The sequence below is a fragment of the Roseivirga sp. 4D4 genome, assembly GCF_001747095.1.
Classification (GTDB): Bacteria; Bacteroidota; Bacteroidia; order Cytophagales; family Cyclobacteriaceae; genus Roseivirga.
Genome location: NZ_MDGP01000001.1, coordinates 2,912,266 through 2,938,820, shown reverse-complemented (window position 1 = coordinate 2,938,820; position 26,555 = coordinate 2,912,266). Strand labels below are relative to the sequence as shown.

At 41.9% G+C, this 26,555-nt stretch carries 26 protein-coding genes; 17 read left to right on the top strand and 9 right to left on the bottom strand.

The genetic code is table 11. The features are described 5' to 3' along the window. The first annotated feature begins 116 nt into the window (after positions 1-116). Positions 117-485, top strand: coding sequence for a DUF6249 domain-containing protein (locus BFP97_RS13025; RefSeq protein ID WP_069842841.1), 369 nt, complete (start codon positions 117-119; stop codon positions 483-485). Positions 486-549: 64 nt separating this feature from the next. Here the strand turns inward: BFP97_RS13025 and BFP97_RS13020 are convergent, their stop codons facing one another. The 6 genes from BFP97_RS13020 to BFP97_RS12995 all read right to left on the bottom strand — a co-directional run bounded on the left by BFP97_RS13020 (position 550) and on the right by BFP97_RS12995 (position 7,538). Next, positions 550-1,182 (bottom strand): hypothetical protein, encoded by a 633-nt coding sequence (locus tag BFP97_RS13020; protein ID WP_069842840.1) that lies wholly within the window; start codon positions 1,180-1,182, stop codon positions 550-552. Between the two features lie 71 nt (positions 1,183-1,253). Next, the gene (locus BFP97_RS13015; protein ID WP_069842839.1) at positions 1,254-1,811 is read right to left on the bottom strand and encodes a Crp/Fnr family transcriptional regulator; all 558 of its coding nucleotides are present in this window, start codon (positions 1,809-1,811) and stop codon (positions 1,254-1,256) included. A gap of 24 nt (positions 1,812-1,835) precedes the next feature. After that, positions 1,836-3,371, bottom strand: coding sequence for a YifB family Mg chelatase-like AAA ATPase (locus BFP97_RS13010; RefSeq protein ID WP_069844306.1), 1,536 nt, complete (start codon positions 3,369-3,371; stop codon positions 1,836-1,838). Next, positions 3,364-3,948 (bottom strand): D-sedoheptulose 7-phosphate isomerase, encoded by a 585-nt coding sequence (gene lpcA, locus BFP97_RS13005; protein WP_069842838.1) that lies wholly within the window; start codon positions 3,946-3,948, stop codon positions 3,364-3,366. The genes BFP97_RS13010 and lpcA overlap by 8 nt, the downstream gene beginning before the upstream one ends. A gap of 62 nt (positions 3,949-4,010) precedes the next feature. Then, positions 4,011-5,843, bottom strand: coding sequence for an ABC transporter ATP-binding protein (locus BFP97_RS13000; protein WP_069842837.1), 1,833 nt, complete (start codon positions 5,841-5,843; stop codon positions 4,011-4,013). Positions 5,844-5,879: 36 nt separating this feature from the next. Beyond that, positions 5,880-7,538: a capsule assembly Wzi family protein gene (locus BFP97_RS12995; protein ID WP_069842836.1), complete on the bottom strand. Its 1,659-nt coding sequence runs from the start codon at positions 7,536-7,538 to the stop codon at positions 5,880-5,882. 158 nt (positions 7,539-7,696) lie between these two features. Between BFP97_RS12995 and BFP97_RS12990 the strand changes: the two genes are divergently transcribed. From BFP97_RS12990 to BFP97_RS12935, 12 genes are all read left to right on the top strand, one after another. Beyond that, complete coding sequence (locus BFP97_RS12990) at positions 7,697-7,942, top strand: type B 50S ribosomal protein L31 (RefSeq protein WP_069842835.1); 246 nt, start codon at positions 7,697-7,699, stop codon at positions 7,940-7,942. Between the two features lie 69 nt (positions 7,943-8,011). Continuing rightward, on the top strand, positions 8,012-9,169 hold the full coding sequence (locus tag BFP97_RS12985) for a GlmU family protein (RefSeq protein WP_069842834.1): 1,158 nt from the start codon (positions 8,012-8,014) through the stop codon (positions 9,167-9,169). Continuing rightward, the gene (locus BFP97_RS12980) at positions 9,166-10,287 is read left to right on the top strand and encodes an ATP-binding protein (RefSeq protein WP_069842833.1); all 1,122 of its coding nucleotides are present in this window, start codon (positions 9,166-9,168) and stop codon (positions 10,285-10,287) included. The genes BFP97_RS12985 and BFP97_RS12980 overlap by 4 nt, the downstream gene beginning before the upstream one ends. A 9-nt stretch (positions 10,288-10,296) precedes the next feature. Then, positions 10,297-10,743 carry an ATP-dependent zinc protease gene (locus BFP97_RS12975; RefSeq protein ID WP_069842832.1) on the top strand — a complete coding sequence of 149 codons (447 nt, stop codon included), beginning with the start codon at positions 10,297-10,299 and terminating at the stop codon, positions 10,741-10,743. Next, a complete protein-coding gene (gene rimK, locus BFP97_RS12970) occupies positions 10,740-11,651 on the top strand; it encodes a 30S ribosomal protein S6--L-glutamate ligase (protein WP_069842831.1) in 912 nt (303 codons plus the stop codon). Before BFP97_RS12975 ends, rimK begins: the two co-directional genes overlap by 4 nt. Beyond that, complete coding sequence (hemC, locus tag BFP97_RS12965; protein ID WP_069842830.1) at positions 11,648-12,580, top strand: hydroxymethylbilane synthase; 933 nt, start codon at positions 11,648-11,650, stop codon at positions 12,578-12,580. Before rimK ends, hemC begins: the two co-directional genes overlap by 4 nt. After that, positions 12,570-13,478, top strand: a complete 909-nt coding sequence (locus tag BFP97_RS12960) for a peptidylprolyl isomerase (protein ID WP_083262549.1) — start codon at positions 12,570-12,572, stop codon at positions 13,476-13,478. The genes hemC and BFP97_RS12960 overlap by 11 nt, the downstream gene beginning before the upstream one ends. 144 nt (positions 13,479-13,622) lie before the next feature. Further along, entirely contained in the window at positions 13,623-14,498 is an 876-nt protein-coding gene (locus tag BFP97_RS12955) for a peptidylprolyl isomerase (protein WP_069842829.1), read from the top strand. Positions 14,499-14,501: 3 nt separating this feature from the next. Next, complete coding sequence (locus BFP97_RS12950; RefSeq protein ID WP_069842828.1) at positions 14,502-15,401, top strand: SDR family oxidoreductase; 900 nt, start codon at positions 14,502-14,504, stop codon at positions 15,399-15,401. 94 nt (positions 15,402-15,495) lie between these two features. After that, positions 15,496-16,884 carry a sodium-dependent transporter gene (locus tag BFP97_RS12945; RefSeq protein ID WP_069842827.1) on the top strand — a complete coding sequence of 463 codons (1,389 nt, stop codon included), beginning with the start codon at positions 15,496-15,498 and terminating at the stop codon, positions 16,882-16,884. A 66-nt stretch (positions 16,885-16,950) separates the two neighbouring features. Continuing rightward, positions 16,951-17,289, top strand: coding sequence for an MGMT family protein (locus tag BFP97_RS12940; protein WP_069842826.1), 339 nt, complete (start codon positions 16,951-16,953; stop codon positions 17,287-17,289). A 38-nt stretch (positions 17,290-17,327) separates the two neighbouring features. After that, on the top strand, positions 17,328-18,065 hold the full coding sequence (locus tag BFP97_RS12935) for a TerC family protein (protein WP_069842825.1): 738 nt from the start codon (positions 17,328-17,330) through the stop codon (positions 18,063-18,065). Here BFP97_RS12935 and BFP97_RS12930 read toward each other — a convergent pair. Next, entirely contained in the window at positions 18,058-19,491 is a 1,434-nt protein-coding gene (locus BFP97_RS12930) for a sodium:solute symporter (protein ID WP_069842824.1), read from the bottom strand. The two genes, BFP97_RS12935 and BFP97_RS12930, sit on opposite strands and share 8 nt — an antisense overlap. Positions 19,492-19,573: 82 nt before the next feature. Between BFP97_RS12930 and BFP97_RS12925 the strand changes: the two genes are divergently transcribed. From BFP97_RS12925 to BFP97_RS12910, 4 genes are all read left to right on the top strand, one after another. Then, on the top strand, positions 19,574-20,356 hold the full coding sequence (locus BFP97_RS12925) for an ion transporter (protein WP_069842823.1): 783 nt from the start codon (positions 19,574-19,576) through the stop codon (positions 20,354-20,356). After that, positions 20,353-21,801, top strand: a complete 1,449-nt coding sequence (locus tag BFP97_RS12920) for a hypothetical protein (RefSeq protein ID WP_069842822.1) — start codon at positions 20,353-20,355, stop codon at positions 21,799-21,801. Before BFP97_RS12925 ends, BFP97_RS12920 begins: the two co-directional genes overlap by 4 nt. A 37-nt stretch (positions 21,802-21,838) precedes the next feature. Next, positions 21,839-23,350: an NAD(P)-binding protein gene (locus tag BFP97_RS12915; RefSeq protein ID WP_069842821.1), complete on the top strand. Its 1,512-nt coding sequence runs from the start codon at positions 21,839-21,841 to the stop codon at positions 23,348-23,350. A 92-nt stretch (positions 23,351-23,442) separates the two neighbouring features. Further along, positions 23,443-24,477: a hypothetical protein gene (locus BFP97_RS12910; protein WP_069842820.1), complete on the top strand. Its 1,035-nt coding sequence runs from the start codon at positions 23,443-23,445 to the stop codon at positions 24,475-24,477. Here BFP97_RS12910 and BFP97_RS12905 read toward each other — a convergent pair whose 3' ends face one another. Both BFP97_RS12905 and BFP97_RS12900 read right to left on the bottom strand, forming a co-directional pair. Beyond that, positions 24,478-26,016: a polyamine aminopropyltransferase gene (locus BFP97_RS12905; RefSeq protein WP_069842819.1), complete on the bottom strand. Its 1,539-nt coding sequence runs from the start codon at positions 26,014-26,016 to the stop codon at positions 24,478-24,480. It abuts the gene before it with no gap. Next, a complete protein-coding gene (locus BFP97_RS12900; RefSeq protein ID WP_069842818.1) occupies positions 26,016-26,399 on the bottom strand; it encodes an endonuclease domain-containing protein in 384 nt (127 codons plus the stop codon). The genes BFP97_RS12905 and BFP97_RS12900 overlap by 1 nt, the downstream gene beginning before the upstream one ends. Positions 26,400-26,555: the final 156 nt, after the last annotated feature.

Below are 26,555 nucleotides of genomic sequence, written 5' to 3'. Positions count from 1 at the left end.
TTTGAAAATAGGTTACATTAAGGTACTGAGATTTGACAAAACTGGTTTTTTTGAGATATGTGTAACCTATCATCAATGACCTGCATCAAAGACTTTGAAACAAAATTGATAAAACGATGGACGGTGAATTTGCGGCATTTCTTTTTATGTCATCTATGATAATCTCCTTTGCAGGCCTTATTTTTTTCTGGCTTTTGACACGGCATAAAGAAAGAACACAGCTAATCGATAAAGGAGCTGATGCCTCTTTATTTCAGGCTGAACCACGGAAGAGAAACTACTTCTTTACTATGATTTTAGGAGTATTATTCGTTTGCTTGGCATTAGGAATAGGTTTGGGATTTATATTCGAGGGTTGGATGCACGATAACGGTTGGTTGAGGAATGGTAGTCCTGGCCCATATTTCTTCGGTATATTCCTAATGTTGGGAGTCGGATTTATTGTATGCTTTTTCTTGAATAGAAAACTAATTAACAAAGAGTAGTCTCTTTAATCGATTTGGAGGTATTGATAAGCCCTTGCTATATACAGCAAGGGCTTTTTTGTTGTTATGACTTTTTACTCAACATTACTCCAACGGAAATAATCCATAGGACTATGCCGAAAATGAATATTCTGAAACCATGCAGGTCTATTAGCCCAAAACCAGCAACTAGCATGGCCAGAAAACCAAGGCCAATACCAATACCCAAAAAGGCGATCCACTTTGGAAAGGTTTGGTTCTTAAGAATAGCAATTGAATAGAGTAGAAATGCCTCGCAAGTTGCTCCTATGAAGATGTAGTCAAAGGCATGGTTGAGTGAGAAACCATATGACAGGACTGTTCTTGACATTTCCAGTTTTTCTGGAGTCGCTGTTTCCAGATTATCGACAAAGAATGGGACAACCAAACCGTTAATAGCCCCCGCAAGCATAACCGAGATCATACCCAACCCAGCCGTTATAAAGGCGAGAACAGATAGGGTGTTGTCCATACCTATCCTCCGGCTTAACCCCCAAAAACCAAAGATTAAAAAGGGTACAGAGAAGAGAGCAATGGTGTGACTCGCAATGATCACTGTTGATATTTGGATTAAATGGTTTATATCTCCCCCTACTGGATGGAGCACCATGGTGATTACTGCAAGTATAGATCCTATGATTAAGGAGACACCTGCATTTCTTTCTAATTGATTTTTCATGAGATAGACTTTTATCTCATAAAGATTGAAAGTGAATGACCCAGTATTCCTTGATCGAAATCAATAAAGGCTTAGTTCTTGATTTTTGCCCTTACACGGCTGAGTGTTTCAGGTGTCATACCCAAATAAGAAGCGATATATTTAAGCGGGAACTTCTGAACGATTTGAGGGGAGTTTTTTAGTAATGTACGGTACTTTTCTTCCGGAGACTTTATGCTCTCCTCTTTGGTTGGTTCCGCATTTTCGAGCACTTTCCCTAGCATAAAGAAAGCAGGAGATCTGCCGATGAGCTCATGCAAATCATGCATGGTCAATTCCAGCATTGTGGAATCTTCAAAGGCTTGAATGTTATTCTCAGAGGGTTTTTGACCAACAAAACTATGATGGTCGATGACCCAATCACCTTCGACAAAAAGGTTAATCGTCAATTCTGAATATCCATCAATGTCTTTGTAATGCCGAAGACTGCCGGAGTTCACAAAGTATAGAGATTGGCATATTTGGCCTTGTTTAAGCACATAGTCGCCCTTTTTGAGTTCTTGCACCTGAATTCGGTCGGTGATTTGATCAACATGCTCTGTGGAAAAGTTTCCTAAAGATTGGATCGAAGATTGAAGCTGAGCGTACATAGCCGAAATATACGAGTCAAAGAATTATCTGGCCCAACCTTCTCTATCTAAACTTCGATACTGAATGGCTTCTGCTAGATGCTCGATACGAATATCTTCACTTGCCGATAAATCCGCTATTGTACGACTGACCTTGAGGATGCGGTCGTAAGCCCTAGCAGAGAGCCCCAACCTTTCCATGGCTTTCTTAAGGAGAACTCTTCCAGCATCGTTGATTTGACAAACTTCCTTGACCATTTGACTGCCCATCATGGCATTAGAGTGGATGCCATAATCACTAAACCTTGCTTGTTGGATTTCACGCGCTTTGATGACTCTTTCTCTAATCTCTGCACTGCTTTCGGCCTTTCTATCTTGAGTCATTTCATCGAAAGAGACAGGTGTCACTTCAACATGTAAATCGATGCGATCCAGGAGTGGTCCGCTGACCTTATTAAGGTAGCGTTGTACCTGACCCGATCCGCAGACGCATTCTTTTTCTGGATGATTGTAATAGCCACAAGGGCAGGGGTTCATGCTAGCGATGAGCATGAAGTTCGTTGGAAACTCTACAGATATTCTGGCACGACTAATGGTCACCTTTCGTTCTTCAAGGGGCTGACGCATTACTTCAAGGACTGTTCTTTTAAACTCAGGAAGTTCGTCCAAAAAGAGAATACCATTGTGGGCCAATGAGATTTCTCCTGGTTGAGGAACGCCTCCACCACCAACTAATGCAACATCGGAAATAGTATGGTGCGGGCTACGAAAAGGTCTTTGCGTGATAAGTTGGGCATTGCCACCTAATCTACCAGCAACAGAATGGATTTTTGTGGTTTCCAATGCTTCGTGAAGACTTAAGGGAGGTAGGATGGAGGGTAGCCTTTTCGCCAACATAGTCTTACCGGCACCAGGAGGACCGATCATAATGGCGTTGTGTCCACCGGCTGCAGCGATTTCCAGTGCGCGCTTAATATTTTCCTGTCCTTGCACATGGGCAAAGTCAGCTTCGTACTTATCCAGGTTTTCAAAGAAATGTTCGCGGGTGTCATAAATTACAGGCTCGATCTCTCTTTTACCATCCAGAAATTCTTTGGCTTCAATCAAGTTCTGAACACCGATTACATCTAGGTCATTGACAATCGCTGCTTCATTGGCATTTTCTTCTGGAAGGATAAAGCCTTTAAAACCTTTCTTGCGTGCCTCGATCGCGATTGGAAGTGCTCCTTTGATGGGTCTGAGCGTACCATCAAGCGCAAGCTCACCCATAATGACATACTCTTCCATATTATCAGCTGTGATTTGGCCAGATGACTTTAGCACACCAAGCGCTATAGGCAAGTCGTAGGCTGAACCTTCTTTACGAATGTCTGCCGGGGCCATATTCACGACTACCTTCCTGCGGGGCATTCGATAATTGAAGTATTTGAAAACGGATTCTATCCGATGCTGACTTTCTTTTACAGCGTTGTCGGGTAGACCTGAAAGATGAAACTTAGTGCCGTCAACAATATTTACTTCTATGGTGATGATCTGAGCATCGACACCGAAGACTGCACTTCCAAAACCTTTGCTAAGAATCAATGGTCTGTTTTTCTATCAGTTGAATCAAAATATGAATCACCTTGATATGAATTTCCTGAATGCGATCGGCAAAGCCAATGTGGGGGACGCGAATTTCAACGTCAACTAGGTCAGCTAATTCGCCTCCGTTTTTTCCCGTTAGGGCCACGACTTTCATCTTCTTCTGTCTTGCCACTTCAGCGGCTCTGAGTACATTCTTCGAATTTCCACTGGTACTGATTCCCAATAACACATCGCCTTCATTTCCTAAGCCTTCGATGTACCTGGAAAAGACAAAGTCGTACCCAAAATCATTGGAGACACATGAGATATGGCTTGGGTCTGAAATGGCAATGGCCGGCAGTGCTTTTCTGTTCTCGCGATAACGTCCTGTTAGTTCTTCTGCAAAATGCATGGCATCACAGTGTGAGCCTCCATTACCACAAGAGAAGATTTTTCCGCCATTGTTAATGGCCTCTGACATTAACTGAGCCGCAGCTTCAATCTGATTTAGGTTTTGCTCATTATTTAAGAATTGGTCCAATACCTTGGCCGCTTCTTTCAATTCTTCTAAAATCAGTTGCTGGTTATTCATATGATCAAGATTACGGAAGAAAATGATTTATTATATATAAGTCAATAAAAACATGGTTTAATCTAAACAGATTGCATGTTGATCAACTTGTGATAGATGCCTTTTTGCGTGATTAATTCCTCATGACTGCCTCTTTCAACAATCCTACCATTCTCCATGACCAAAATAAGGTCTGCATGCTGAATTGTACTCAATCGATGGGCAATTACAATGGACGTTCGGTTCTTCATAAGATTCGTCAACGCCTCCTGAACCAGCTTTTCTGATTCAGTATCTAGTGCCGATGTAGCCTCATCAAGAATAAGGATAGGAGGGTTTTTCATAATCGCCCGGGCGATGCTGATCCTCTGCCTTTGACCGCCTGAAAGCTTACCACCACGTTCTCCCACCGATGAATCATAACCTTCTTCTAGGGCCATAATAAAGTCATGAGCGTTGGCAATTTTTGCCGCTTTTATGATGTCTTCTTTATTCGCGTTCGGCATGGCAAAGGCGATATTGCTGGCCACAGAATCATTAAAGAGTATGGATTCTTGAGTCACTATCCCCATTAAGTTTCTTAATGAATTTACTTCGATGTCTTTGATTGGGGTTCCATCTATGCTGATTTCGCCCAGAGTAGTATCATAAAACCTGGGAACTAAATCTGCTAATGTCGATTTTCCTGCTCCTGATGATCCGACTAATGCAATAGTTTGTCCCTTTTCAACCGTGAGGTTAATATCTGAAAGAACAGGCTCCTTGTCATAGACAAAACCTACGTCTTTAAATGTGATATCTGAATCAAACGAGGGTTTGATTTGAGCTTGAGGGCTATCCTCAATTTGAGGCTTTTCATCGATCAGCTTGAAAATTCGATCTGCTGATGCCAAACCCCTTTGAATGCTACTGATAGATTGGGAAAGGCTTTTTGCTGGATTCAAGATTTGGCTAAAGACGATAATATAAACCAGAAGACCTTCTCCGTCTAGATTGGTTTCATCATTCAATACGAGATTACCACCAACCACCAAGAGAGTAGCTACCACAAGGATCCCCAGAAACTGAGAGATCGGGGAGGCCAACTCGTTTTTGCGGGCCATGGATACATTAATCTTGCGATAGGTTTTAGTTTCCTTTTCAAAAAGGCCACCTACATAATCTCTGGCATTAAAGGCTTTGATCACGCGCATTCCTCCAAAGACTTCATCCATTAGGTTGACAATTCTACCCAAACTTTCCTGACTAAGAATCGCCTTTTTCTTTAGCCTTTTCACAATTTCGGAAATAACGAAGCCCATGATGGGAAAGAAGACTAAGGTGAAGAATGTTAGTTGGACAGAAGTAGCAAACAAAAAAGTGAGGTATACTATAATGGTCGCAGGTTCTCTAAAAAACACCTTGATGGAGCTCATTAGTGTTACTTCAATTTCTTGAACATCATTGGTCATTCTAGACATGATGTCTCCTTTCCTTTCCCCGGCAAAGAAACCCAGGTGAAGTTTGGAAGTGTTATTGAAAACCTTGTTACGAATCTTTTCAATTAAATCGGCCCTCATATATCCCATAATAACATTTGAGATATAGGTAAAGAGGTTTGAGAATAAAGCAGAAATACCGATGATGATGCTTACATAGAGTAGTGCACCCTGAGGGCCATTGCTTTCCTTAAACTCTATGAGCTTTTGGTAGAAGGATGCTTTTAAAAAATCAATGCCAAAACTCATCCCCTCGGTATTGCCCATTTTAAGTAGCTCGTCCTCCTCTTTTGTCTCAAAAATTACCGTGAATAAAGGTTCGAGTAGTGCCAGATTGAACAGCCCAAAAATGATTGCCAAGAAGGCAAAAACTACATATTGAGGAAAGTACCTGTGATAAGGCTTGGCGTATGAAATAATCCGACCGTAAGTACTCATAGAGTGTCTTTCGGGGGCAAGTTATACATAATTATTTCAGAATTCATGCTGCCGTTGTGGAAGATTCCACCTAAGAGATAGCATAGTAATGAAACTACTTGCCGAACGTGTAGCCAACGCACTATCAAAGTTGCGGTATATAGTCCTAAGGTCTACGAAAAGGTTTTGAACCAACATGTAAGAACCGGAAAGCTCAACATATGTATTTGTGGTAGCCACACCCTGGCCAATGGTATTACCCGTATTGCCAATCCGATCGTCTGTGCTGTTCAACAAATTACCTCCATAGTTAAGACCATTTTCATCTTCGCCAAAATTGCTTCGAATGATCTTACCTGTAACGTAGAGCTTATTGATGGGTTGGTATCTGGCAGAAAGAACAAATTCTTTAAAGTTGGCTCCTAAAGGGTGTGCTAAGGGGTTTCTATAATTGGTATAACTCAATGCGGGTGTTTCAGAAGCATAGAAATATGGTCTTGCGACATTGTACTCAGTTTGCAGGTCGAGATTTGAAATATCGAAAGCATCTATATACTTGCCTCCCAACTGCACACCGAATTTGTTACGCCAATCACCATCGCCACTTCTCAAAGCATCGATAACAAACTCATCTAAAATGAACTGGCCATAGAATTGAAACTTGTTCATAAAGTTGTAGCTGAAGTCTAAGCCTAGTAGTGCATTGTGAGGACTACCACGTTGTTGTTCAATTGCTCTGTAGAAGACAATTGGGTTAAAGAAATTTATATCAGCTTCTTCTGAGATGATTGTTTCGAAAACTCCTATTTCAAGGTTTTTTGTAACGTTTACCCCTAGTCGGTGCATGCTGAGATACTTTCTTGGATAATTGCCATCCCCTGGAGATTGAGGGTTAGCGAAAATGATATCTGCGGTCAACTGACCGAAGAGATTTGTATACTGAAATTTACCTAGGCGTGTATTGATCTGCCCGAAAAGAAACGGACTAGAAAAGTCGGATAAAACCATTGATCTAAGTCCATGCCCAATGAATTTTTTATCATACCCTGCTTGAACATCGATACTATTAGTGACATTAAAGGTGAAGTAGCCTCTGGCATGCGTTAGGTCATACTGTTCAGCATCTCTTTTCCAAAACCCTTCATTGGGTACAGCCTGTTTTGTTAAGATAAAGTCCCTAACATAATTTGGGAAAACAGTTTGAGTGGTTGTAAGGAATGTATAAAAGCCAATTTTATCATCAATCATTCCCTGAGCCTCTACACCTCTAGTATTCGTATATAGTGTTCTATCCACATCGGGATCATTCCCTACAGCAAAATCAATGACTGGGTTTATACGGAGTGTAAAGTTCTCTGCTCCATAGGTCAGAAAATCAGACTTCTTAGCATACATCAAGTCCCACCATGATTTGTCGTTTTCGTTATAAGGAGAATTCGTCCAATCCCAATTGTCATTCATCAAGTACTGATAGTTGAACTGATCTTGTGGTGACAGGCTATCATACTGGTCCTTCATACCCAGTAAGAAATTTGAAACATCTACCCTGCGGAGTGGTTTGAAGGTGGTTTGAAGAAGATTCTCGGAGTTGCCATACTTAATTTGAAACCGATCGATTAGATGATAATAATCTCGATTATAGGGAATAAAGGTGCTTTGAGCATTGACTAGCCCTTGTGTTAGCAGAAACACAAGCAGAATGAGTAGCTTTTTCATAGGCGTATCGAAGACACAAGATAGTGACTTGAGTGGTTCTAACCTTTTATTATCCAAGAGAGTTGAATTTCTTTGAATTATAAAACTAATATGTTTGTGTAATATTCTGCAAGTCACTACATTTGCAGTCCTTTTTGAGGGAAGTAAAATTTAGCGCAATGAAAAAAGACATTCATCCTGACTATAAACCAGTTGTATTTTACGATACATCAAGCGAGACAAAGTTCATGACTCAGTCTACTATGACTTCAGGCGAGACTATCGAATGGGAAGATGGAAATACTTATCCTTTGATTAAAGTAGAGGTTTCTTCTGCTTCTCACCCTTTCTACACTGGTAAAAAGCTATTTGTGGATACAGCAGGTAGAGTTGAGAAATTCAACAAGAGATATAAGAAAAAATAGGCTTAACAGATATAAGTCATTTAAGGAAGTCTCCATGCGATTAAGCTGGAGACTTTTTTATTTTTGTGCATGGACATCAACCTCTACGATCCTGCTGAAATCAGAAGGAGCCTTCTGCCCTTCATTTTTACCAGACCTGTCGCGGATATTAGAATCGGGATTTTAAAAATCTCGGAAAAGTGGGAGCACTTTGGATTCAATGTTGGATTCTCCACTGAAGCCTATCTTTCCGACAAATTCAAAAGAATTGGAACATCCTTGAGCGTGAATGGTAGTTTATGTCCAAATAAGGATTTGGTCAATGGGATCCGATCCTTATCAGAGGGTCAGAAACTAGTTTCGGAAGGCGTAACGTTGGCCACATTCGGTGACGGAACCGAGGTCATTGAATACACCGATTCAATAAGGCTAGTTGCCAATCCTTGGGAAATTTTTCAATACAATAAAGAACAAATTCTAGCCGATTTTGCGCTGATTACCGAGGGCAGAGCATCTGCAGATATCACAGACCCGAATACCATTACCTATGGTGCTGAGAATATCTTTATTGAAGAAGGGGCCACTATCAAAGCGGCTATTCTCAATGCTGAGGATGGTCCTATCTACATAGGAAAAAATGCGCAGGTGCATGAAGGCACGATTATCAAGGGTGCCTTTGCGCTGTGCGAGAGCTCACATGTGAATATGGGCGCAAAGATCAAGGGCGACACAACGATCGGTCCTTACTCAAAAGTAGGAGGAGAAATCAGTAACTCGGTTATTTTCGGATATTCTAACAAGGGTCATGACGGGTTTTTGGGTAATTCGGTGATCGGTGAATGGTGTAATCTTGGAGCTGATACAAATACTTCCAATCTAAAGAATAACTACGCTGAGGTTAAGCTGTGGAACTACGAGTCAGGTAGGTTTGCCAATACGGGACTACAATTCTGTGGTTTGATGATGGGTGACCATGCCAAATGCGGTATCAATACCATGTTTAATACGGGTACGGTGGTCGGTGTAGGAGCCAATGTATTTGGTTCGGGGTATCCAAGAAACTTTGTGCCGTCCTTTGCCTGGGGCGGAGCTAGTGGATTGACCACTTTCCAGTTGCGGAAGTTTTACGAAGTTGCGGAAGCCGTAATGAAGCGCAGGAGTATTGAGCTGGATGATATTGATAAGGACATCTTGTCAACCATTTTCGAGAATACGGCCGTCTATAGAATTTGGGAGAAGAAAGCATGAGATTTCAAGACATTCCAGGCTTAGATTCGACTAAGCAAAAGTTGGTCGAAGCGGTTGCTTCGAGTCATGTTGCCCATGCGCAGCTGTTTGCAGGCACTGAAGGAAGTGCTAACCTGGCCATGGCATTAGCCTTTGCTACTTATTTGAATTGTGAGAACCCATCTTCTACCGACTCTTGTGGAGAATGCTCTTCTTGTCAAAAGAACGCTAAGTTCATTCACCCAGATGTGAACTTTATCTTTCCGTCTGCAGCTACCACCAAACTGAAAAGGGAGGATGCTACCAGCGAGAAATTCCTAAATGAATGGAGGGTGTTCCTCCAAGATTCAGTTTACGGTAACGTCTCCGATTGGAGTAGTCACTTTGGATGGGAGAATAAGCTTCTTATGATTCCTCGGCAAGAAAGCCGAAACATAGTCAAGGCCTTATCACTGAAAGCTTTTGAAGGACAATTTAAGGTAATGATCATTTGGTTGCCTGAGCTGATGAATACCAATGCGGCCAATGGCATACTGAAGATTTTGGAAGAACCACCGGAGAAAACGGTTTTTATAATGGTATCTAATGACGCTAACAAACTATTGACTACAATCCTCTCAAGGACACAACAGTTTAGGATACCGGCTTTTTCAGACGAAGAAATCAAGAATGCCATTTCCTCAGATGGTGTGTCTGATGAACGTGCTTCGCAAATCGCCTATATGGCCGAGGGTAGCATGCGTACAGCTTTACAAATGATGGATGGTGAGGACAACGAGACCCAGAACTATTTCAAAAACTGGTTCAGACAATGCTTCACTTATAACTTCACAGAATTGATCTCCATGGCAGATGAGTTTCAGAAAAAGGGGAAGGACTTTCAGAAAGAGTTATTAGGAGTAGGTTCTAGTCTAATGCGTGAATCATTGATTTACACTGCTCAGGCTACTGAAATTTGTAGAATACCTGCCGAGGAAGAGGACTTCATCCAGAAATTTGGTAAAGTATTCACCCCAGAAAAGATTATGGAGGTTTCCCCCAAATTAGATGAAGCGCAATACCATATAGAAAGGAATGCTAACCCTAAAATTCTCTTCCTTGATTTATCTCTAACGATTGCCCAAATTGCGCGAGCCTAAGGCGAATGAATGGGAGAGCACTTAACTATAATCGGCAGACAAGATATTGTTGATTTGCCCGAATTGAATTTAGTCAATGTAGAGGCTAAGGTAGATACGGGTGCCTACACCTCATCCATTAATTGCTCAAGAGTAAGTGTGAAGGTCATTGATGGAGTCAAAACGCTGACTTTTTTCATCTCAGGAAGCAGAATTCACGAGAAAAAGGCGAGAAAGTTTACAACCACGACATTTGATCAGAAGAAAATTCGCAGTTCAAATGGCATTACCGAAAGTCGATATATTATAAATACCTACATTATTCTTTTTGGAAAGAAGAAGAAGTTGGAATTGTCTTTGGCAGACCGAAGTAAGATGAAGTTCCCAATACTTTTGGGACGAAAATTTTTGACAGATAGGTTTATTGTAGACGTTAGTGAGAAGAACCTCTCATATAAGTTAAAAGGGAAGAAATGAAAGTAGCTGTATTGTCGAGAAATCCAGAACTGTATTCCACCAGAAGGCTTGTTGAAGCTATTGAAGCAAGGGGGCATGAATCTATGGTGATCGATCACTTGAAATGCGATTTGGTGATTGAGTCGAGTGGTCCTGCTGTTTACTACCAAGGGGAAAAGCTCGAGGATATTGATGCTATTATTCCTCGAATTGGCGCTTCAGTGACCTTTTATGGCACGGCAGTGGTAAGGCAATTTGAAATGATGGGCGTATTCAGTGCCTCTTATTCTCAGGCAATAGTAAGATCAAGAGATAAATTGAGAAGTTTACAGATTCTTTCTGGTGCTGGACTACCTATGCCCAAGACCGCATTTACCAACTATTCGAAAGAAGAAAAGAGCCTCATTGACCATGTCGGTGGTGCACCGGTGATCATTAAATTATTGGAGGGCACTCAGGGATTGGGCGTAGTGTTGGCAGAAACTCGCAAAGCTGCACAATCAGTAATCGAAGCATTTCATGGATTGAAGGCACGGATAATAGTACAAGAATTCATAAAAGAAGCTAAGGCTTCTGACCTCCGCATATTCATAGTGGATGGAAAAGTAGTAGGTGCCATGAAGCGCACTGGAGTCGAAGGTGAATTTAGAAGCAACCTGCACCGAGGTGGTTCAGCGGAGATCGTGAAATTGAGTCGAAAAGAGAAGTCTGCGGCCATTAAAGCGGCTCGTGCACTGGGACTGTCAGTTGCTGGAGTCGATATGCTTCAATCCAGTCGAGGCCCGCTAATACTAGAAGTGAACTCCTCGCCTGGGCTTGAAGGCATTGAAAAGGCAACTGAGGTAGATATTGCTGGAGAGATTGTCAAATACATCGAGGCAAATCAACCCAAGAAACGTGGCGTTAAATCAAAATTGAGAACCTCATGACAGTACGAATCGGCACACGAGGAAGTAAACTGGCACTATGGCAAGCTTATAATGTCCAGGATAAGCTTCAAGCCGCGGGTCATAAGACTGAAATCATCACAATCGAGACGAAAGGTGATAAAATACTGGATGTTTCTATTGCCAAAATAGGTAGCAAAGGAGTCTTCACGGAGGAAATTGAGGAGCAGCTAGCCAATGGTGGAATTGACATTGCTGTGCATAGTGCCAAGGATATGCAATCTACTTTGCCCGAGGGTTTTGAGTTGATCGCCTTTATGGATCGTGAAAAAGCCAGTGACGTCATTATTAGTCATCAAGAGGGCTTAGAAATGACTAACGATTCTGACTTCCTACTAGGCACATCTTCCACACGCAGGGTGGCAACACTAAAGCGTTTTTATCCCAATATTAAGACAGTGGCTGTCAGAGGGAACCTTCAAACCAGAATTCGAAAAATGAAAGAAGGTGCTTGTGATGCGCTTCTTTTGGCTTATGCCGGAGTTCATCGAATGGGTTATGAAGATATGATAAGGAAGGAATTATCATTCGATGAGTTTATCCCTGCCGTGGGTCAAGGAAGTGTGGCGATTGAAGTGCATGAAAGCATTGATGCTGAGAAATCGAGTGCGATTAGAGAGGTTTTGAATCATGTAGATACTGAAACCTGTCTTAAAGCTGAAAGAGCCTTTTTGAAGACTGTTGATGGTGGATGTAGTATTCCAGTCTTCGCGCGGGCTACACTTGATGGAGCTGATCTTGAGATCGAAGGAGGCATCATTAGCTTGGATGGAGAAGAAAGAATTTGTTATAAACTCAAAGGGCAATCAAATCAACCCTTTGAATTAGGTGAACAACTCGCCAGAGAAGTATTATCTTCGGGCGGAGAAAGAATTTTGAGAGACATAAAAAATCAGATACATGAGGAATAGAATATTTCAAATATTAAGCGCTGTATGCTTAACACTAATCATCGCGAGCTGTGGGGAGACAAAGTCTTCAGAGACGCCTGCTGCCGAAGGTGACGATTACTTGGTTACCATTAAAACCAGCATGGGTGAGATGAAAGCCATACTTTATGATGAAACTCCTAAGCACAAAGAGAACTTCCTAAAGCTTGTAAATGATGGTTTTTACGACAGTCTGATCTTTCACAGAGTGATCAACTCATTTATGATTCAGGGTGGAGACCCGGAGTCAAAAAATGCGCCACAAGGCCAGCCATTGGGTTCAGGTGGACCAGGATATAAAATTCCTGCAGAGTTTGTCCCGACACTTTTTCATGAAAAAGGCGCCTTATCTGCTGCAAGGCAAGGTGATCAGGTGAATCCTGAAAGGGAATCAAGTGGTAGTCAATTCTATATAGTTCAAGGTACTGTTACACCAAGAGAACAGCTTGAGGGAACCGATCAGAGAAAGATTATTTCTGCTTTCAGAGAGTGCATGCAGACTTACCCGGAAAGTGATCTCGCAAAAGAATATCAGGCCGTTTTGACGGAAAACCCTGGAGATAATGCTGCGATACAGACTAAGGTAGAATCAACACTTGATAGGTTGACTGAATTAACCGGAAGAACTTTTACCATGTCAGAAGCCCGTATTGAGGCATACTCGACAATTGGAGGCACACCATTTTTAGATGATCAGTATACTGTCTTCGGGAAGGTTATTTCTGGATTGGATATTGTAGACAACATAGCAAGCGTTCAAACAGCACCTGGCGATCGTCCATTGGAAGATGTGAGAATGTTCATTTCTGTGGAAGTAATGCCAAGAGCTGAGATCGAAGAGAAGTATGGTTATAAATACCCTGTAGCTTTGGAGCAGTAAGCTTAAAAGACTAGAAAGAAGGGATTTCATTGATATGAATTCCCTTTTTTTATGCCCTGTTGAAAGGGAAACGCTGGAATTATAAGAATGGGTGTGTTTATAGAATTGTGTAGCGTAAATTGTCCCTGGTTCAATAGAAGACTTATGAAAATCAAAGCCTTAATAGTTCTTGCCTTGATAGCCTTTTTATCCAGCTGCGCTCAAGAACAAGACGAAATCGTTATCATCTCCACACCATATGGTGATATGACTGCTGTTCTCTTCGATGAGACACCTCTGCATAAAGCCAATTTTTTGGAATTGGCTAAGTCAGGAAAATATGATTCGGTTCTTTTTCACCGAGTGATCAATCAATTCATGATTCAGACAGGAAATCTTGCAACTGGTAAGGAAGAAAAGGGAGTTGACTATATGCTTCCAGCTGAGTTTATGGCAGAAAAATATATCCATGAGAAGGGAGCTTTAGCCGCAGCGAGAACTGGCGATGCATCAAATCCTGAGAAGAAGTCAAGTGGTTCACAGTTCTATATTGTGCATGGCGAGAAGTTCGATGATGAGGGTTTGGCCGCTCGTGCAGATAGGAGACAATACCTAAAGTTATCCGGTATTTTCCAGCGCATGCTAAGGTCTGAACGTTTTCCTGAACTGACAGAGAAATACAATTACCACGTAAACAAATTTAGAGAGGATTCGACCTATGACTTTAACAGGGCTCAGAGAGAGTTGATATTCAATTCAATTGACGTAATGGAAGAACGCTTTGGTCCACAAGATGATCCAGGCTATCCCGATTGGGCAAAAGAAATTTATGCCACTATTGGTGGAGCGCCCCATTTAGATGGTCAGTACACAGTTTTTGGAAAGGTAGTGGAAGGACTTGAAGTGATTGATAAAATTGCTGGTACACCGACCAATCAAAGAGACAGACCGTTAGAAGATATCCGGATGGAAGTGAAAGTGATCAAGATGAATAAATCTGAGATTACTGATAAGTACGGCATTACTTACCCTAATAAATAAACTTTGAAAATACTTATTACTGGATCAAATGGCCTGCTGGGGCAGAAATTGGTCAAATTAATCCTTGATAAAGGTAAAGACGAATTGATCGCCACCGCTCGTGGTGCCAATCGACTTCCGTATCCTGAAAGCCATTATCAGTTTGATCAGATGGATATCACCGATCGCGCTCAAGTCGATAATGTGATGAACAGACATGCGCCAGAAGTGGTCATTCATACTGCAGCAATGACTAATGTAGACCAGTGTGAAACCGAGCAGGAGGATTGTTGGAAACAGAATGTGGATGCGGTTGAATATCTGATCAAGGCATGCGAGCGGAACTCAAGTTTTCTACTTCACCTTTCTACAGACTTTATCTTTGACGGAGAAGATGGTCCTTATGATGAACAAGCGGAAGCAAATCCGATAAGCTATTATGGAGAGAGTAAACTAGCTGCAGAAGAGCTTTTGCTGAACAGCGATATAAAATTTGCTATTGCCCGGACAGTCTTGGTCTATGGCATTGCCCATGATATGAGCCGTTCGAATATTGTTTTATGGGTTAAGAAGAGTCTGGAAGATGGTAAATCGATTAAAGTGGTAGATGATCAGTTAAGAAGTCCAACATTGGCTGAGGACTTGGCCATGGGCTGCTATTTGATCGCTGAAAAGAAGGCCGAGGGGATCTTCAATATTAGTGGAAAAGACCTATTGACCCCTTATGAAATGGCATTGAAAACTGCGGCATACTTTAACCTTGATACTTCTACAATGGAAAGAGCAGATGCCTCAACCTTTACACAAACTGCAAAAAGGCCCCCAAAAACTGGGCTCTTAATTGACAAAGCAATTGCTGAACTCGGTTATGCTCCACATACGTTTGAGGAGGGAATTGGAATATTGGTTGACCAGCTGTCCTAAAGCCATCCAGCCTATTTAAAGTTGAAGTCTCCACCTTTTTGGATATATTGGTCTGTTATTTTTTAATCTCAACTAAACCTTAAATACTAATTCTATGGCAATCAATGCTTCTTCCGACAACCGTGGGCAGTGGGGATCCAAGTTTGGATTTATCATGGCTGCTGCCGGTTCAGCTGTCGGACTGGGGAACATTTGGCGTTTCCCTTACATCACAGGAGAGAATGGTGGTGGAGCCTTCGTTCTTGTTTATTTAGCCTGTGTAATCCTTATTGGTGTACCATTGCTTTTTACAGAAATGGGTTTTGGTCGATTTACCAAAAAGAGTACCATTGGAGCTTTTAAAGACACTGGGGCTAACCCTTTCTTTATGGGGCTAGGAGCTATCCTTGCCGTACTCGTTAGTTTCTTTGTACTATCTTATTATGGTGTAATTGCTGGCTGGACGATCGGTTATATTGGTAAATCTATCTCTGGCTCTACTGAGTCATTTGCAGATTTTGCCGCCAACCCAACGATGACAATTCCACTAATGGCCGCCTTTACTTTGGTCACGATTTTCATTGTTAATAAAGGGATATCTGGTGGTATCGAAAAAGCCGCCAAAGTTTTAATGCCAGTCTTATTCATTCTCATTGCTGTAGTAGCAATCAGAAGTTTGACACTGGAAGGTGCTATGAAAGGGGTTGATTTCTATATGAACCCTGACTTTAGCAAGATTACCGGAAATACAATTCTAGCCGCATTGGGTCAGGCATTCTTCTCAATGAGTATCGGATGGGGTATTATGGTGACCTATGGATCTTATTTACCAAAAACAGCCAACATCGTAAGTAGTGGTGTTTGGGTGGGCTTTATGGATGCGGGAGTAGCGCTACTTGCCGGATTTATGATCTTCCCTGCTGTATTTGCATATGGACTTTCTCCTGAGGCTGGACCAACTTTAGTGTTTCAGGTGTTGCCAGAAATATTTGCTCAAATGCCAGGAGGTGCCGCTATTGGTGCTTTCTTCTTTTTGCTATTGACTGTTGCCGCATTGACCTCTTCAATTTCAATGCTAGAAGTACCAGCTTCCTATTTTATGGATGAAAAGAAATGGAGCCGTAAGAAATCTGCCTGGGTTGTCGGTATTGCCCTTTTCGTAGTTGGTATTCCTTCAGCACTTTCTTCAGGAGGATCAGCATTCTTTTCAGAAATGGAAGTTTCGATTTTTGGTGGCACTTACACCGGTTTTATGGACATTCTTGACTACTTCTTTGGTACCTTCTTTATTGTGATTGTGGCACTGATAACTTGTATCTACGTTGCTTGGAAAATGCCAATTAACAACATTGTTTCAGAGATTGATTTAGGCTCTAAATGGACTGCAGGTACGTTTGCTTCTAACGCCTTTATCTTCTTTATCCGTTTCGTTTGCCCGGTAGTAATCCTTTTGGTATTGCTTAATATGATGGGCGTGTTCGGCATCTTTGCTGGAGGCGGTTAATAATTCTAAGACTTCAAAAAGTGAAAGTCCCTTCCGCTGGTTGGGACTTTTTTATTAGTTTCAATTATGGCAAAGGATCATACCAATTTCTTTAATAATGTTTATGATGTGGCACGGCTTATACCCTATGGTCGCGTGACAAGTTATGGCGCCATTGCCCATTATTTGGGTACAAAAGGTAGCGCCCGAATTGTCGGTTGGGCCATGAATGCATCTGGCATACATGAAGATGTTCCGGCCCATCGTGTGGTAAATCGAGCCGGTGTACTTACCGGTAAACATCATTTCGGTACGATCAACCCGATGCAAGAACGATTGGAAGCTGAGGGCGTAATAGTAGTCAATGATAAAATTCAAAATTTGAAGGAGGTCTACTGGGATCCAACCGAAGAACTAGCCCTCTAATTCTCCTATATTTGTACATCAACATTTTTCTCATATAAATGGAAGTCTTATTGACCTCAGAAGGCATTATCGCCTTGCTTACCCTTACTTTTTTGGAAATCGTCTTAGGGGTAGATAACATCATCTTTATTTCTATTATCTCAAACCGATTGCCGGAGCATCAACAAGCTAAGACACGGAATCTTGGTTTGCTTTTGGCACTGGTCATGCGGATCGGCCTTTTGCTGGGCATCAGTTGGATTATTGGATTTACAGAGCCCCTTTTTACTGCTTTCGAATATGAGATCAGTATCAAAGACCTAATTCTAATTGTTGGAGGATTATTTTTAATTGGTAAGAGTACTACCGAGATACATGAGTCTCTCGAAGTAGAAGAACATGAGGAAACTAAGAAAGTAGCGACCTCAATGGGTAAGGTGATACTTCAGATTGTAGCACTCGATATGGTCTTTTCTTTTGATTCAATTCTAACCGCTGTAGGCCTTACAACAGAGGTTTTGATTATGATTGTAGCCGTTACGATCGCTATGATAGTGATGATGACATTTGCTGGCCGTATCAGTAACTTCATCAACAAGCATCCTTCATTGCAGATGTTGGCGATGTCATTCCTTATCCTTATTGGTTTTATGTTAGTGCTTGAAGGTATAGGCCAACATATTCCTAAAGGCTATATCTACTTTGCTGTATTCTTTTCGTTGACAGTTGAGTCACTGAATATGCGAAGAAGAAGAAAGGTGGCTGCACTTAAACTGAAGAAAAGGATTACTAGCTAATAGGTCCTTTTCTTGATATCATCAGTAACCCTAGGAAAGTTAAGGCCCCGTTTAAGGCAAGCACAAAGAATCCAAACCAGCCACCTGTATTGAAGTCGATCAGGTAGGAAAGGAGCGGAGCAGCTATACATACAATCAGTACATACTTATCTCTGACCGCTCTTTTGGTTAGCAGTCCGAATGAGAACAAGCCTAGTAATGGGCCATAGGTATAGCCGGCAGCTCTGAAAATAGAGTTGATCACACTATCGTCATTGATCGCATTGAAGATCAAGATGATTAAAAACAGGATTACAGAAAAGGTAATATGTACTTTAAGTCGCGTTCGCTTTTTCTCTGATTCTTCCTTCCGATCAAAATTCAAAAAGTCCACACAAAAAGATGTCGTAAGTGCTGTGAGGGCCGAATCTGCACTTGAATAAGCCGCTGCTATGATACCGAGTAAGAAGACAATTCCTGCGAAAGTCCCCAGGTGATTCAGTGCTAGTAGTGGGTAGAGACCATCTGTTCTGTCAGGAACGGTAATGCCATTTTGCTCAGCATAGAAATACAAAAGTGCGCCCATACTCAGGATGAGAATATTGGCAATGACGAGAATCACACTAAACCAGAAAATGTTCTTTTGAGCATCTTTCAGTGACTTACAGGTGAGATTCTTTTGCATCATGTCCTGGTCTAAACCTGTCATCACAATGGCAATAAGAGCACCAGATATAAATTGCTTTGGAAAGAATCGAGCATTACCCCAATCGAAGTAGAATGTCTTTGAAAGTTCACTTGCCTGAATCTCACCAATAGCCTCAGAGAAGCTCCACCCAAGTTCTTTGGTAATAATGAAAATGGTGGTAACCACTGCGATAAGTAAGAAGGAGGTTTGTAAAGTGTCCGTCCAAACGATCGTTTTTATACCCCCTTGAAAAGTGTAGACCCATATAAGTAGAATAGTCACCGCTACCGACACCCAAAAAGGAACGCCAAAACTATCGAACAGCGCAGTTTGTAATACGATAGCCACCAAAAAAAGCCTGAAGGCCGCTTGAACAGCCCGAGATAGTAAGAAGAAGGCCGAGCCAGTTTTATAAGACCAAAAGCCAAACCGTTGTTCCAGGTAGCCATAAATGGAGACTAGATTCAACCGGTAATACAGCGGTAATAGCACTTTTGCAATGACTAAGTAGCCGAGCAGATATCCCAGAACCACCTGAAAGTAGGAGAAGAAGCTATTGCCCACTTCTCCAGGAACAGAAATAAAGGTGACTCCAGAAAGTGAAGCACCTATCATTCCGAAGGCGACTAAAAACCAGGGGGACTGTTTATTGGCGGTGAAGAAGGTGCTTGTTGTGGCTCCTTTGGAAGTGATTCTCGCGACAACCACCAATAGCGCAAAATATCCGGCTATTAAGCCGATCACCAAACCTGGACTCATGAAATATCAGGGATTACTTAAATTTCAATATCATTGAATTTTTGAGAGTGACCAAAGCCTCTTAAATCTTTATCTTTCTGAAATGAGTAATTCGGCTAAACAAAAGGTACTTAGAACCCTAGATAAGGCGGACGATAAAGATATCGTTAGCAAGCGGTTTGATCAGTTTATCATGGCTTTGATCCTGCTCAATGTGGCAGCCGTCATTGTCGAGACGGTAGATTCAATACACACCAAGTATGAATTGGTCTTTGAGTACTTCGAAATCTTCTCTGTGATCGTATTTAGTATTGAATACATTATTCGTGTCTGGGCTTGCACCGCACTCGAAAAATATAAACATCCGGTTTGGGGTAGACTTAAATATATGGTTTCCGTTGAGGCCATAATAGACCTTTTGGCAATTATTCCATTCTACCTACCGTTCCTTATCAACCATGCCGATGGTAGAATAGTGAGAGTACTAAGGCTTTTTAGGCTCTTCAGAATATTTAAGATGGGTCGATATTCCCTGGCTTTTGGACTAATTACAACGGTAATCAAAAAGAGAAGAGAGGAGCTGGTAGTCACACTGACACTCCTTATCATCCTGCTCATATTCGCTTCCACATTGATGTACTACATCGAATATGAGCCAGACAAACCTGGCTTTCAAAGCATTCCTGAAACCATGTGGTGGGGCGTGGCAACTTTGACTACCGTAGGTTATGGTGATGTATATCCGGTAACCGCATTAGGTAAGGTACTTGGTGCAGTGATTGCCATTTTAGGTGTGGGCCTCTTTGCCTTACCCGCGGGTATTATCGCAGGTGGTTTCGAGTCAGAACTCAGTAGCAAGAAGAAAAAGAAGAAGGAAGAGGAATGAGCAATGCCTTCAAAGGACAAGTATTTATTACTGGTTGCTTGCTCGTAGGCTCTTGCTTGGCTTACCCGGTTATTCTGGCCGATTACTTCTATGAAAAGCCACAGATTGATTTTGTAGTCCACGCAGTGATCTTCATCGCTTCATTCTATGTCATATGGAAGAACTTGACTGGAAGTAGGTGGGTCAAAAACCTCGCCTTTGTCCTGCTGTTGCTCCCATTGGCATGGTTGAAGCTTGAATTTGGGCTTTATTCAGAGCTCAATTCCCCACAGTTTGTCACTTATACTTTGCTGATCATTTTATCTGCCGCAATGGCGTCTATTCTTCGCTTTGAGTCATTTTCGAAAGAAAAGAAATGGACAGGGCTTCTTGCTATACCGATCGTGATAGCAGGATTTGTGATCAGTTTTTTCTCAAGGGAAGGCGGCTTTGTAGGGTTATTTGTGCTCTTTTTTGCTTTGGGATTGACAGCTCAATATTGGGAGAAAGCTAAGGTCAAGGCCTCAACCATCACGCTAGTCGCATTGGGCCTTATTATTCTAGGTCAGTCATTTCAATCACAGCAGTTTTTAGAACAGCAATCGAAATATCATGACAAACTAGTGTTCTCGCGGGAAACAGACATGCAAAGAATTGATGTGACCGAATGGCGTGGAAATCATTGGTTTTATACTGACGGCATAAACCAGTTCAGCTCTATTGACTCTTGGTTGTTTTATGAACCATTTGTTTATCCTGCGCTAAGAATAGCCAGCAACAAGGAGAAAGTTTTAGTAATTGGAGGAGAAAATGGAATGCTGGTGAATGAGTTAAGACGAGCGGGTATTGAAGATGTCCAGATAATTCCGGTAGACGAGGAATTATTTAATATGGCTCAAAATGAAACACTACTTACTCGATACAACGGCAACAGTCTATCAGGTGACGAAATACAACGTATTGATAGCGAAGTATTTACATTTATAAGTCGAAATATAGATGTATATGATATCATCTTTATTGATGTTGCTGATCCGGTAGATCTTGAAAGGAATCAGTATTTCACGAAAGAGTTCTATCAGTTGTTGGGTGGGGCATTGAATGATGACGGACTGTTTATCACTCAGTCTGGTAGTCCTTATTTTGCCACGGAGGCTTTTGAGGTAGTTCAAAAAACCATCGAGGCATCTGGTTTCGATCCGGTCACTTTTCATAATCAAATTCTTACTTTGGGAGAGTGGTCATGGACAATGGCCAGAAAGAACAAAACAAGCCAATTCCTAAAATCAAATTTGTTTGCCGCAGAGTTCAATGAATATCAAACGCAGTGGTTGAATCAAGAGGCTATGCAAATGATGCTCAGCTTCGGCAAACCCACGCGTGTGACGAGCGATTTGCAGGTGAATACCATAATAGAACCCACCTTGTACAAGTACTACCTCAACGGAAACTACGCTTTGAAATGACTAAATTATATATCTGAGAGCCTCTGTGGTATAAAGAATGAAAAGAAGAAAGTTTCTAAAGATATCGTCCTTTGCTACCCTGCCATTGATTTTAAAATCATGTGATTGGGCTTCTTCATCCAATGACTTTCCGATTACGGTTTATACTGATATTCATACAGGTCACCTGATATTTGAGAGTACTACCTTTCCAAAAAACGAACCCATCAGTACGGAAATCCTGATTGTGGGAGGAGGAGTGGCCGGCTTAAGTGCTGCTAACTACTTGAAGGATCGCGATTATCTATTGTGCGAATTATCGGATGACTTGGGAGGTACCTCTTCTTCGGTCAGGAATCCCGATGTCACTTTTGCCCAAGGTGCGCATTACGACTTGGCCTATCCATCAAATTATGGTGAGGACGGACTGAAGCTATTAGAAGACCTTGATCTTATAGAGTTTCAACCATGGAAAGACAGTTGGACTTTCAAAGACAGACAATATATTATCCCCAATCCTCGCAAGAACCAATGTTTTCAGGATGGTAAAATGCGTCAAGATGTTCTTCTTGATGGTGAATTAAAAGAGCAATTCCAGGCACTATTGAAACCCTATTACGGCAGAATGCCTATGCCAACCCCTTTAATTGATCCTGAACTCAGGGCCCATAATGACCTCAGTTTTTATGATTTTCTAAGTCAAAATTTGACCCTGACACCGGCTTTTAAAAGAGGGCTTGACTATCATATGTTGGACGATTGGGGAGGCACGACTGATCAAGTTTCGGCTTTGGCGGGTATTCACTATTTCACTTGTCGACCTTATGAAACTCAAGTGGTGGACTTGTTCTCGCCACCTGATGGCAATGGATACTTTATCAAGCGAATGGCGGATAAACTCAATCCAGAATGGCTACTGAGACAGCATTTAGTCAAATCCATAAAATCTGAGAGGGATGGCTTTCTTTCAGAGGTAATTGATATTAAAACAAAAACAGTCAAACTGATTAGAAGCTCCAAGATGGTTTATGCTGGACAGAAACATGCCTTAAAATATATCATGCCAGAGCAGTACCCGAGTTTTGAGGAAACTACATATGCACCATGGCTTGTGCTCAATTTTGTACTTGATGACAAATTAGATCAGAAAGGCTATTGGCAGAACGAAATGTTGATGGATGACGAAACTTTTATGGGTTTTGTAGATTCGGATATGCAGGAAACCGGAGGTGGTCAGTATCGTGTGCTAACGGCTTACTATTGCCTTCCGCCTGAATCGAGAAACGATCTTAAGCATGTCGAAGCCAACAAAGAAATAATTGTAGAGAAGACCGTTGGGTACCTGAGTCAATACTTCGATCGGGATATATCCGGTCTGATTAAGGAGGCTCATGTTAAGGTAATGGGTCACGCCATGCCAATCCCAAAATCAGGGTATTTGTTCGCTGATAAGAATCAAAATCGCCTTTATCAAAACATGACTTTTGCCGGAGTTGATAATGCGCGCTTACCCTTATTTTTCGAGGCAATGGATTCTGGAATACAGGCCGCTAAATTGTTAGGCAAATGATCGGCATGAACGGGGATATCTCTTGACGAAAAGCAGGTATAAGCCCGCCTTTCGTTGTATCTTAATACTTCTATTCATTCAACCAATATTGCATGTATTTCAGCGCCAGACTATCCATTGACCCTTCTCAACTCACTAAGATTGAGCGTGTGGAGCCTGATGAAATGTTTAAGAAGTTCTTGCACTTCATTACCTCTGGAGCTACTTCAAAAAAGATCGAACGAGAGACTTTTACAGCCGTATCTGTTCTTCAGCAATTGAATCGTCTTTTTTGGGAGCTTGACATCAATAACATCATAAGACTGTCTCATGATGACATAGATATTTACTATGATAGAGAGGGCAAAGAGGATGACTTAAAGGAGGCGATCGACAATTATGAACTTACAATCAACGATGCCATGTCTCATTACTTTGAGACTATCCATATGGTGTTGGAGCATGAAGACACAAATTTCATTTACCTGATTGAGATTAATATCAACCGATCGCATGCAGTGGGTGCTTACCCAATAGAGGTTAAGCTCAATGGTCTAATGAAGGAATTCAGGGCTGGTGATGGTGAGAATCAGGAAAGTGTGCGAGCGAAAATGCAAACGCGATTTGCTTCTCAGGAGGTGTTGGATACTTTCACGAATGAAAAACACATGGCCTTTGAGACTTTCGTAAATGACCTGGGCATGCGTGTGAGAAAACATATGAAGGTGGATGATGTAAAGATTGAAGTAGATAAGCGTGTGGTGATGCCAAAATCTAAAGATCGTAAGCCGATCAGCAAGGGACGCAGAAAGAATCCTACGCGAGATTACGATCCGGTTTTTGATGGCTACCATGGATTTGGAGACATTTTGCTCTACAGCTTCCTTTGGTCTACACTATTACATGATCACCACATGCACGTGAGCGATGTTACGCTCGTGGGAGAGGAGGCTGATATTTTGGGCTCCATTGATAGTGCTGGATTGGATGCGGGCGATGCCGATCTATTTAATGATGACCTGGATTTCGATTCAAAAATGGATGGCTTCGGAGATGTGGACGGCTTTGAATCAGTAGCCGATGTAAGTGACTCTGGCGATTGGTTTGATTTGGGAGATATGGGTGACTTTGGCGGTATTGATATTTAATCAATACAAATCCCACTTCCCTTTTAAATAGTACTTGTAGAGTACCGGGTTATGGATGCGATTGGTCTCCACTGGTTTATCATCATCTGGGAAAACTCTTTTACCAAATGAGGTAATCAAAGTCATGGATTCCTGATTCATCCACTCGGTTTGTATTCCCTCGAATCTTAGGGATTGAAGTGCGGACTTTAATTCCTCTTTACCACCTTCTTTGACTCCCACAACCCATCCCCATTCGCCCAATGTGACCACTTGATTGTGTAAAGGTGCCGTAGTGAAGCCAGCTTCTGTCATGGTTTGGTCTATGCAGTTGAAAGCTCTCGCGGCATAGTAGGGAGATCCGGCTTGTGTTGTGATGACGCCATAGGGTCTCAAGTGATTGTAGCAAAGCTGGTAGAATTCATAAGAATAGAGTCGGCCTAATTCCACAGTTTTAGGGTCAGGTAAATCAATGATAACTGCATCGAAGTAATCTTGATTGCTCTCCAACCAGGTGAAACCATCGGCATTGATGATTTCTACTTTAGGATCATTGAGGGCATTCTGGTTCATGCTGACTAACCAATCCTGGGTTTGGCCGAGCTCGGTCATTCTTGGATCGAGATCCACAAGTGTTATCTTTTCAACCGAAGGGTATTTTAGGATTTCGCGAACGGCTCCGCCATCACCGCCACCCATAACGAGTATATGTTTTGGGTTCTTCAAAAGTCCCATAACAGGATGAACCAATGGTTCATGATACATCACTTCATCTATAGAACTCAGTTGCTGGTTACCATTGATAAATAACCAATAAGCTTCTTTGGACTGGGTAATCACGATGCGCTGGTATTTAGTCTGCTCCGAAAAGATGACTCTGTCCTTATAACGGAGCTCTTCACCAAAATCAATGATGCCCTTGGCTGTAAAAGCCCCTGCTCCGATAATAAGGGCAACGCCCCCGATCAGCACAAAGAGTTGTCTTTGGAGTGGTTTTTCTATCGACTTCCATAGGATGTAAATCAACAGGCAGGCGACTAGGAAGTTGATACTCCCTAGAATGAAAGGCGTGTACGTTAGACCCAAATAGGGGAGTCCAATGAATGCAAAAAAGACACCTCCTAACAGACTGCCGTAATAGTCCTTTTCCATCACTGATGAGACATTCACCTTGAGCTCCTCGTGTTCGTCATTGAGTCTCATGACAATGGGTATTTCCATACCAATCAGCAAACCGACCAGAATGCTAAGGCCATAAATAATAATGGTATTGTCTCCATAATAGGCAGAGCTCAAATAGGTGATTACGGAGACGAAGGCTGTAAGAAGTGATAGGATAAACTCTATGTAGATAAATCGCTTGAGTAAGTCTCCTGAGATATAGCGACTGATTCTACTACCCAGACCCATGGAGAAGAGCATGATCGACACGATCATGGTCCATTGAAACACAGAATCCCCCAGAAAGTAGGTAGCAAGTGTAGAAAGCACATACTCCGCCACTATACCAGACAGCCCGGTGGCAAAGAGCGCTAATTTGAGTATGTTGGATTTTGACATTATTGTTCCAGCCTACCGGGTAATGGTTTTCCTTTATTCTCTATTTCGAAGTTCTCAATCCACTCTTTGATGACAAAATAGGTTGAGTTAACATCTTCCTTTACATCTTCATCTCTTATTCTAAGAAATCTAACTCCTAATTTTTCAAGTGTCTGTTGACGAGCTAAGTCTGCCTCTTGTGCCTCTTTGCTGTCATGGCTACTACCATCTATTTCAATAGCCAGCATAAGGTCCTTGCAATAGAAGTCTACAATATATTGATCAATAGGCCTTTGCCTGTCAAAATCATAACCCTTCATTTGTTTCCCTTTTAAGAGTTTCCAGACCATAGCTTCAGCAGTTGTCATGTTTCTTCTTAGCTGTTTGGCTCGCGCTGTGAGCATTGGATTATATGGAAGAATTCTCCGTTTCAATGGCCCACTCCCATCCCCTCCCAGGAGGGGAGTTGTGCTTGTACGAAGTGATGCGATGTTTTCATGGAATGCCTTCGTAAGAAAGTTCTACATTGAAATTCTCCTCCATGGAGGAGTCAGAGGTGG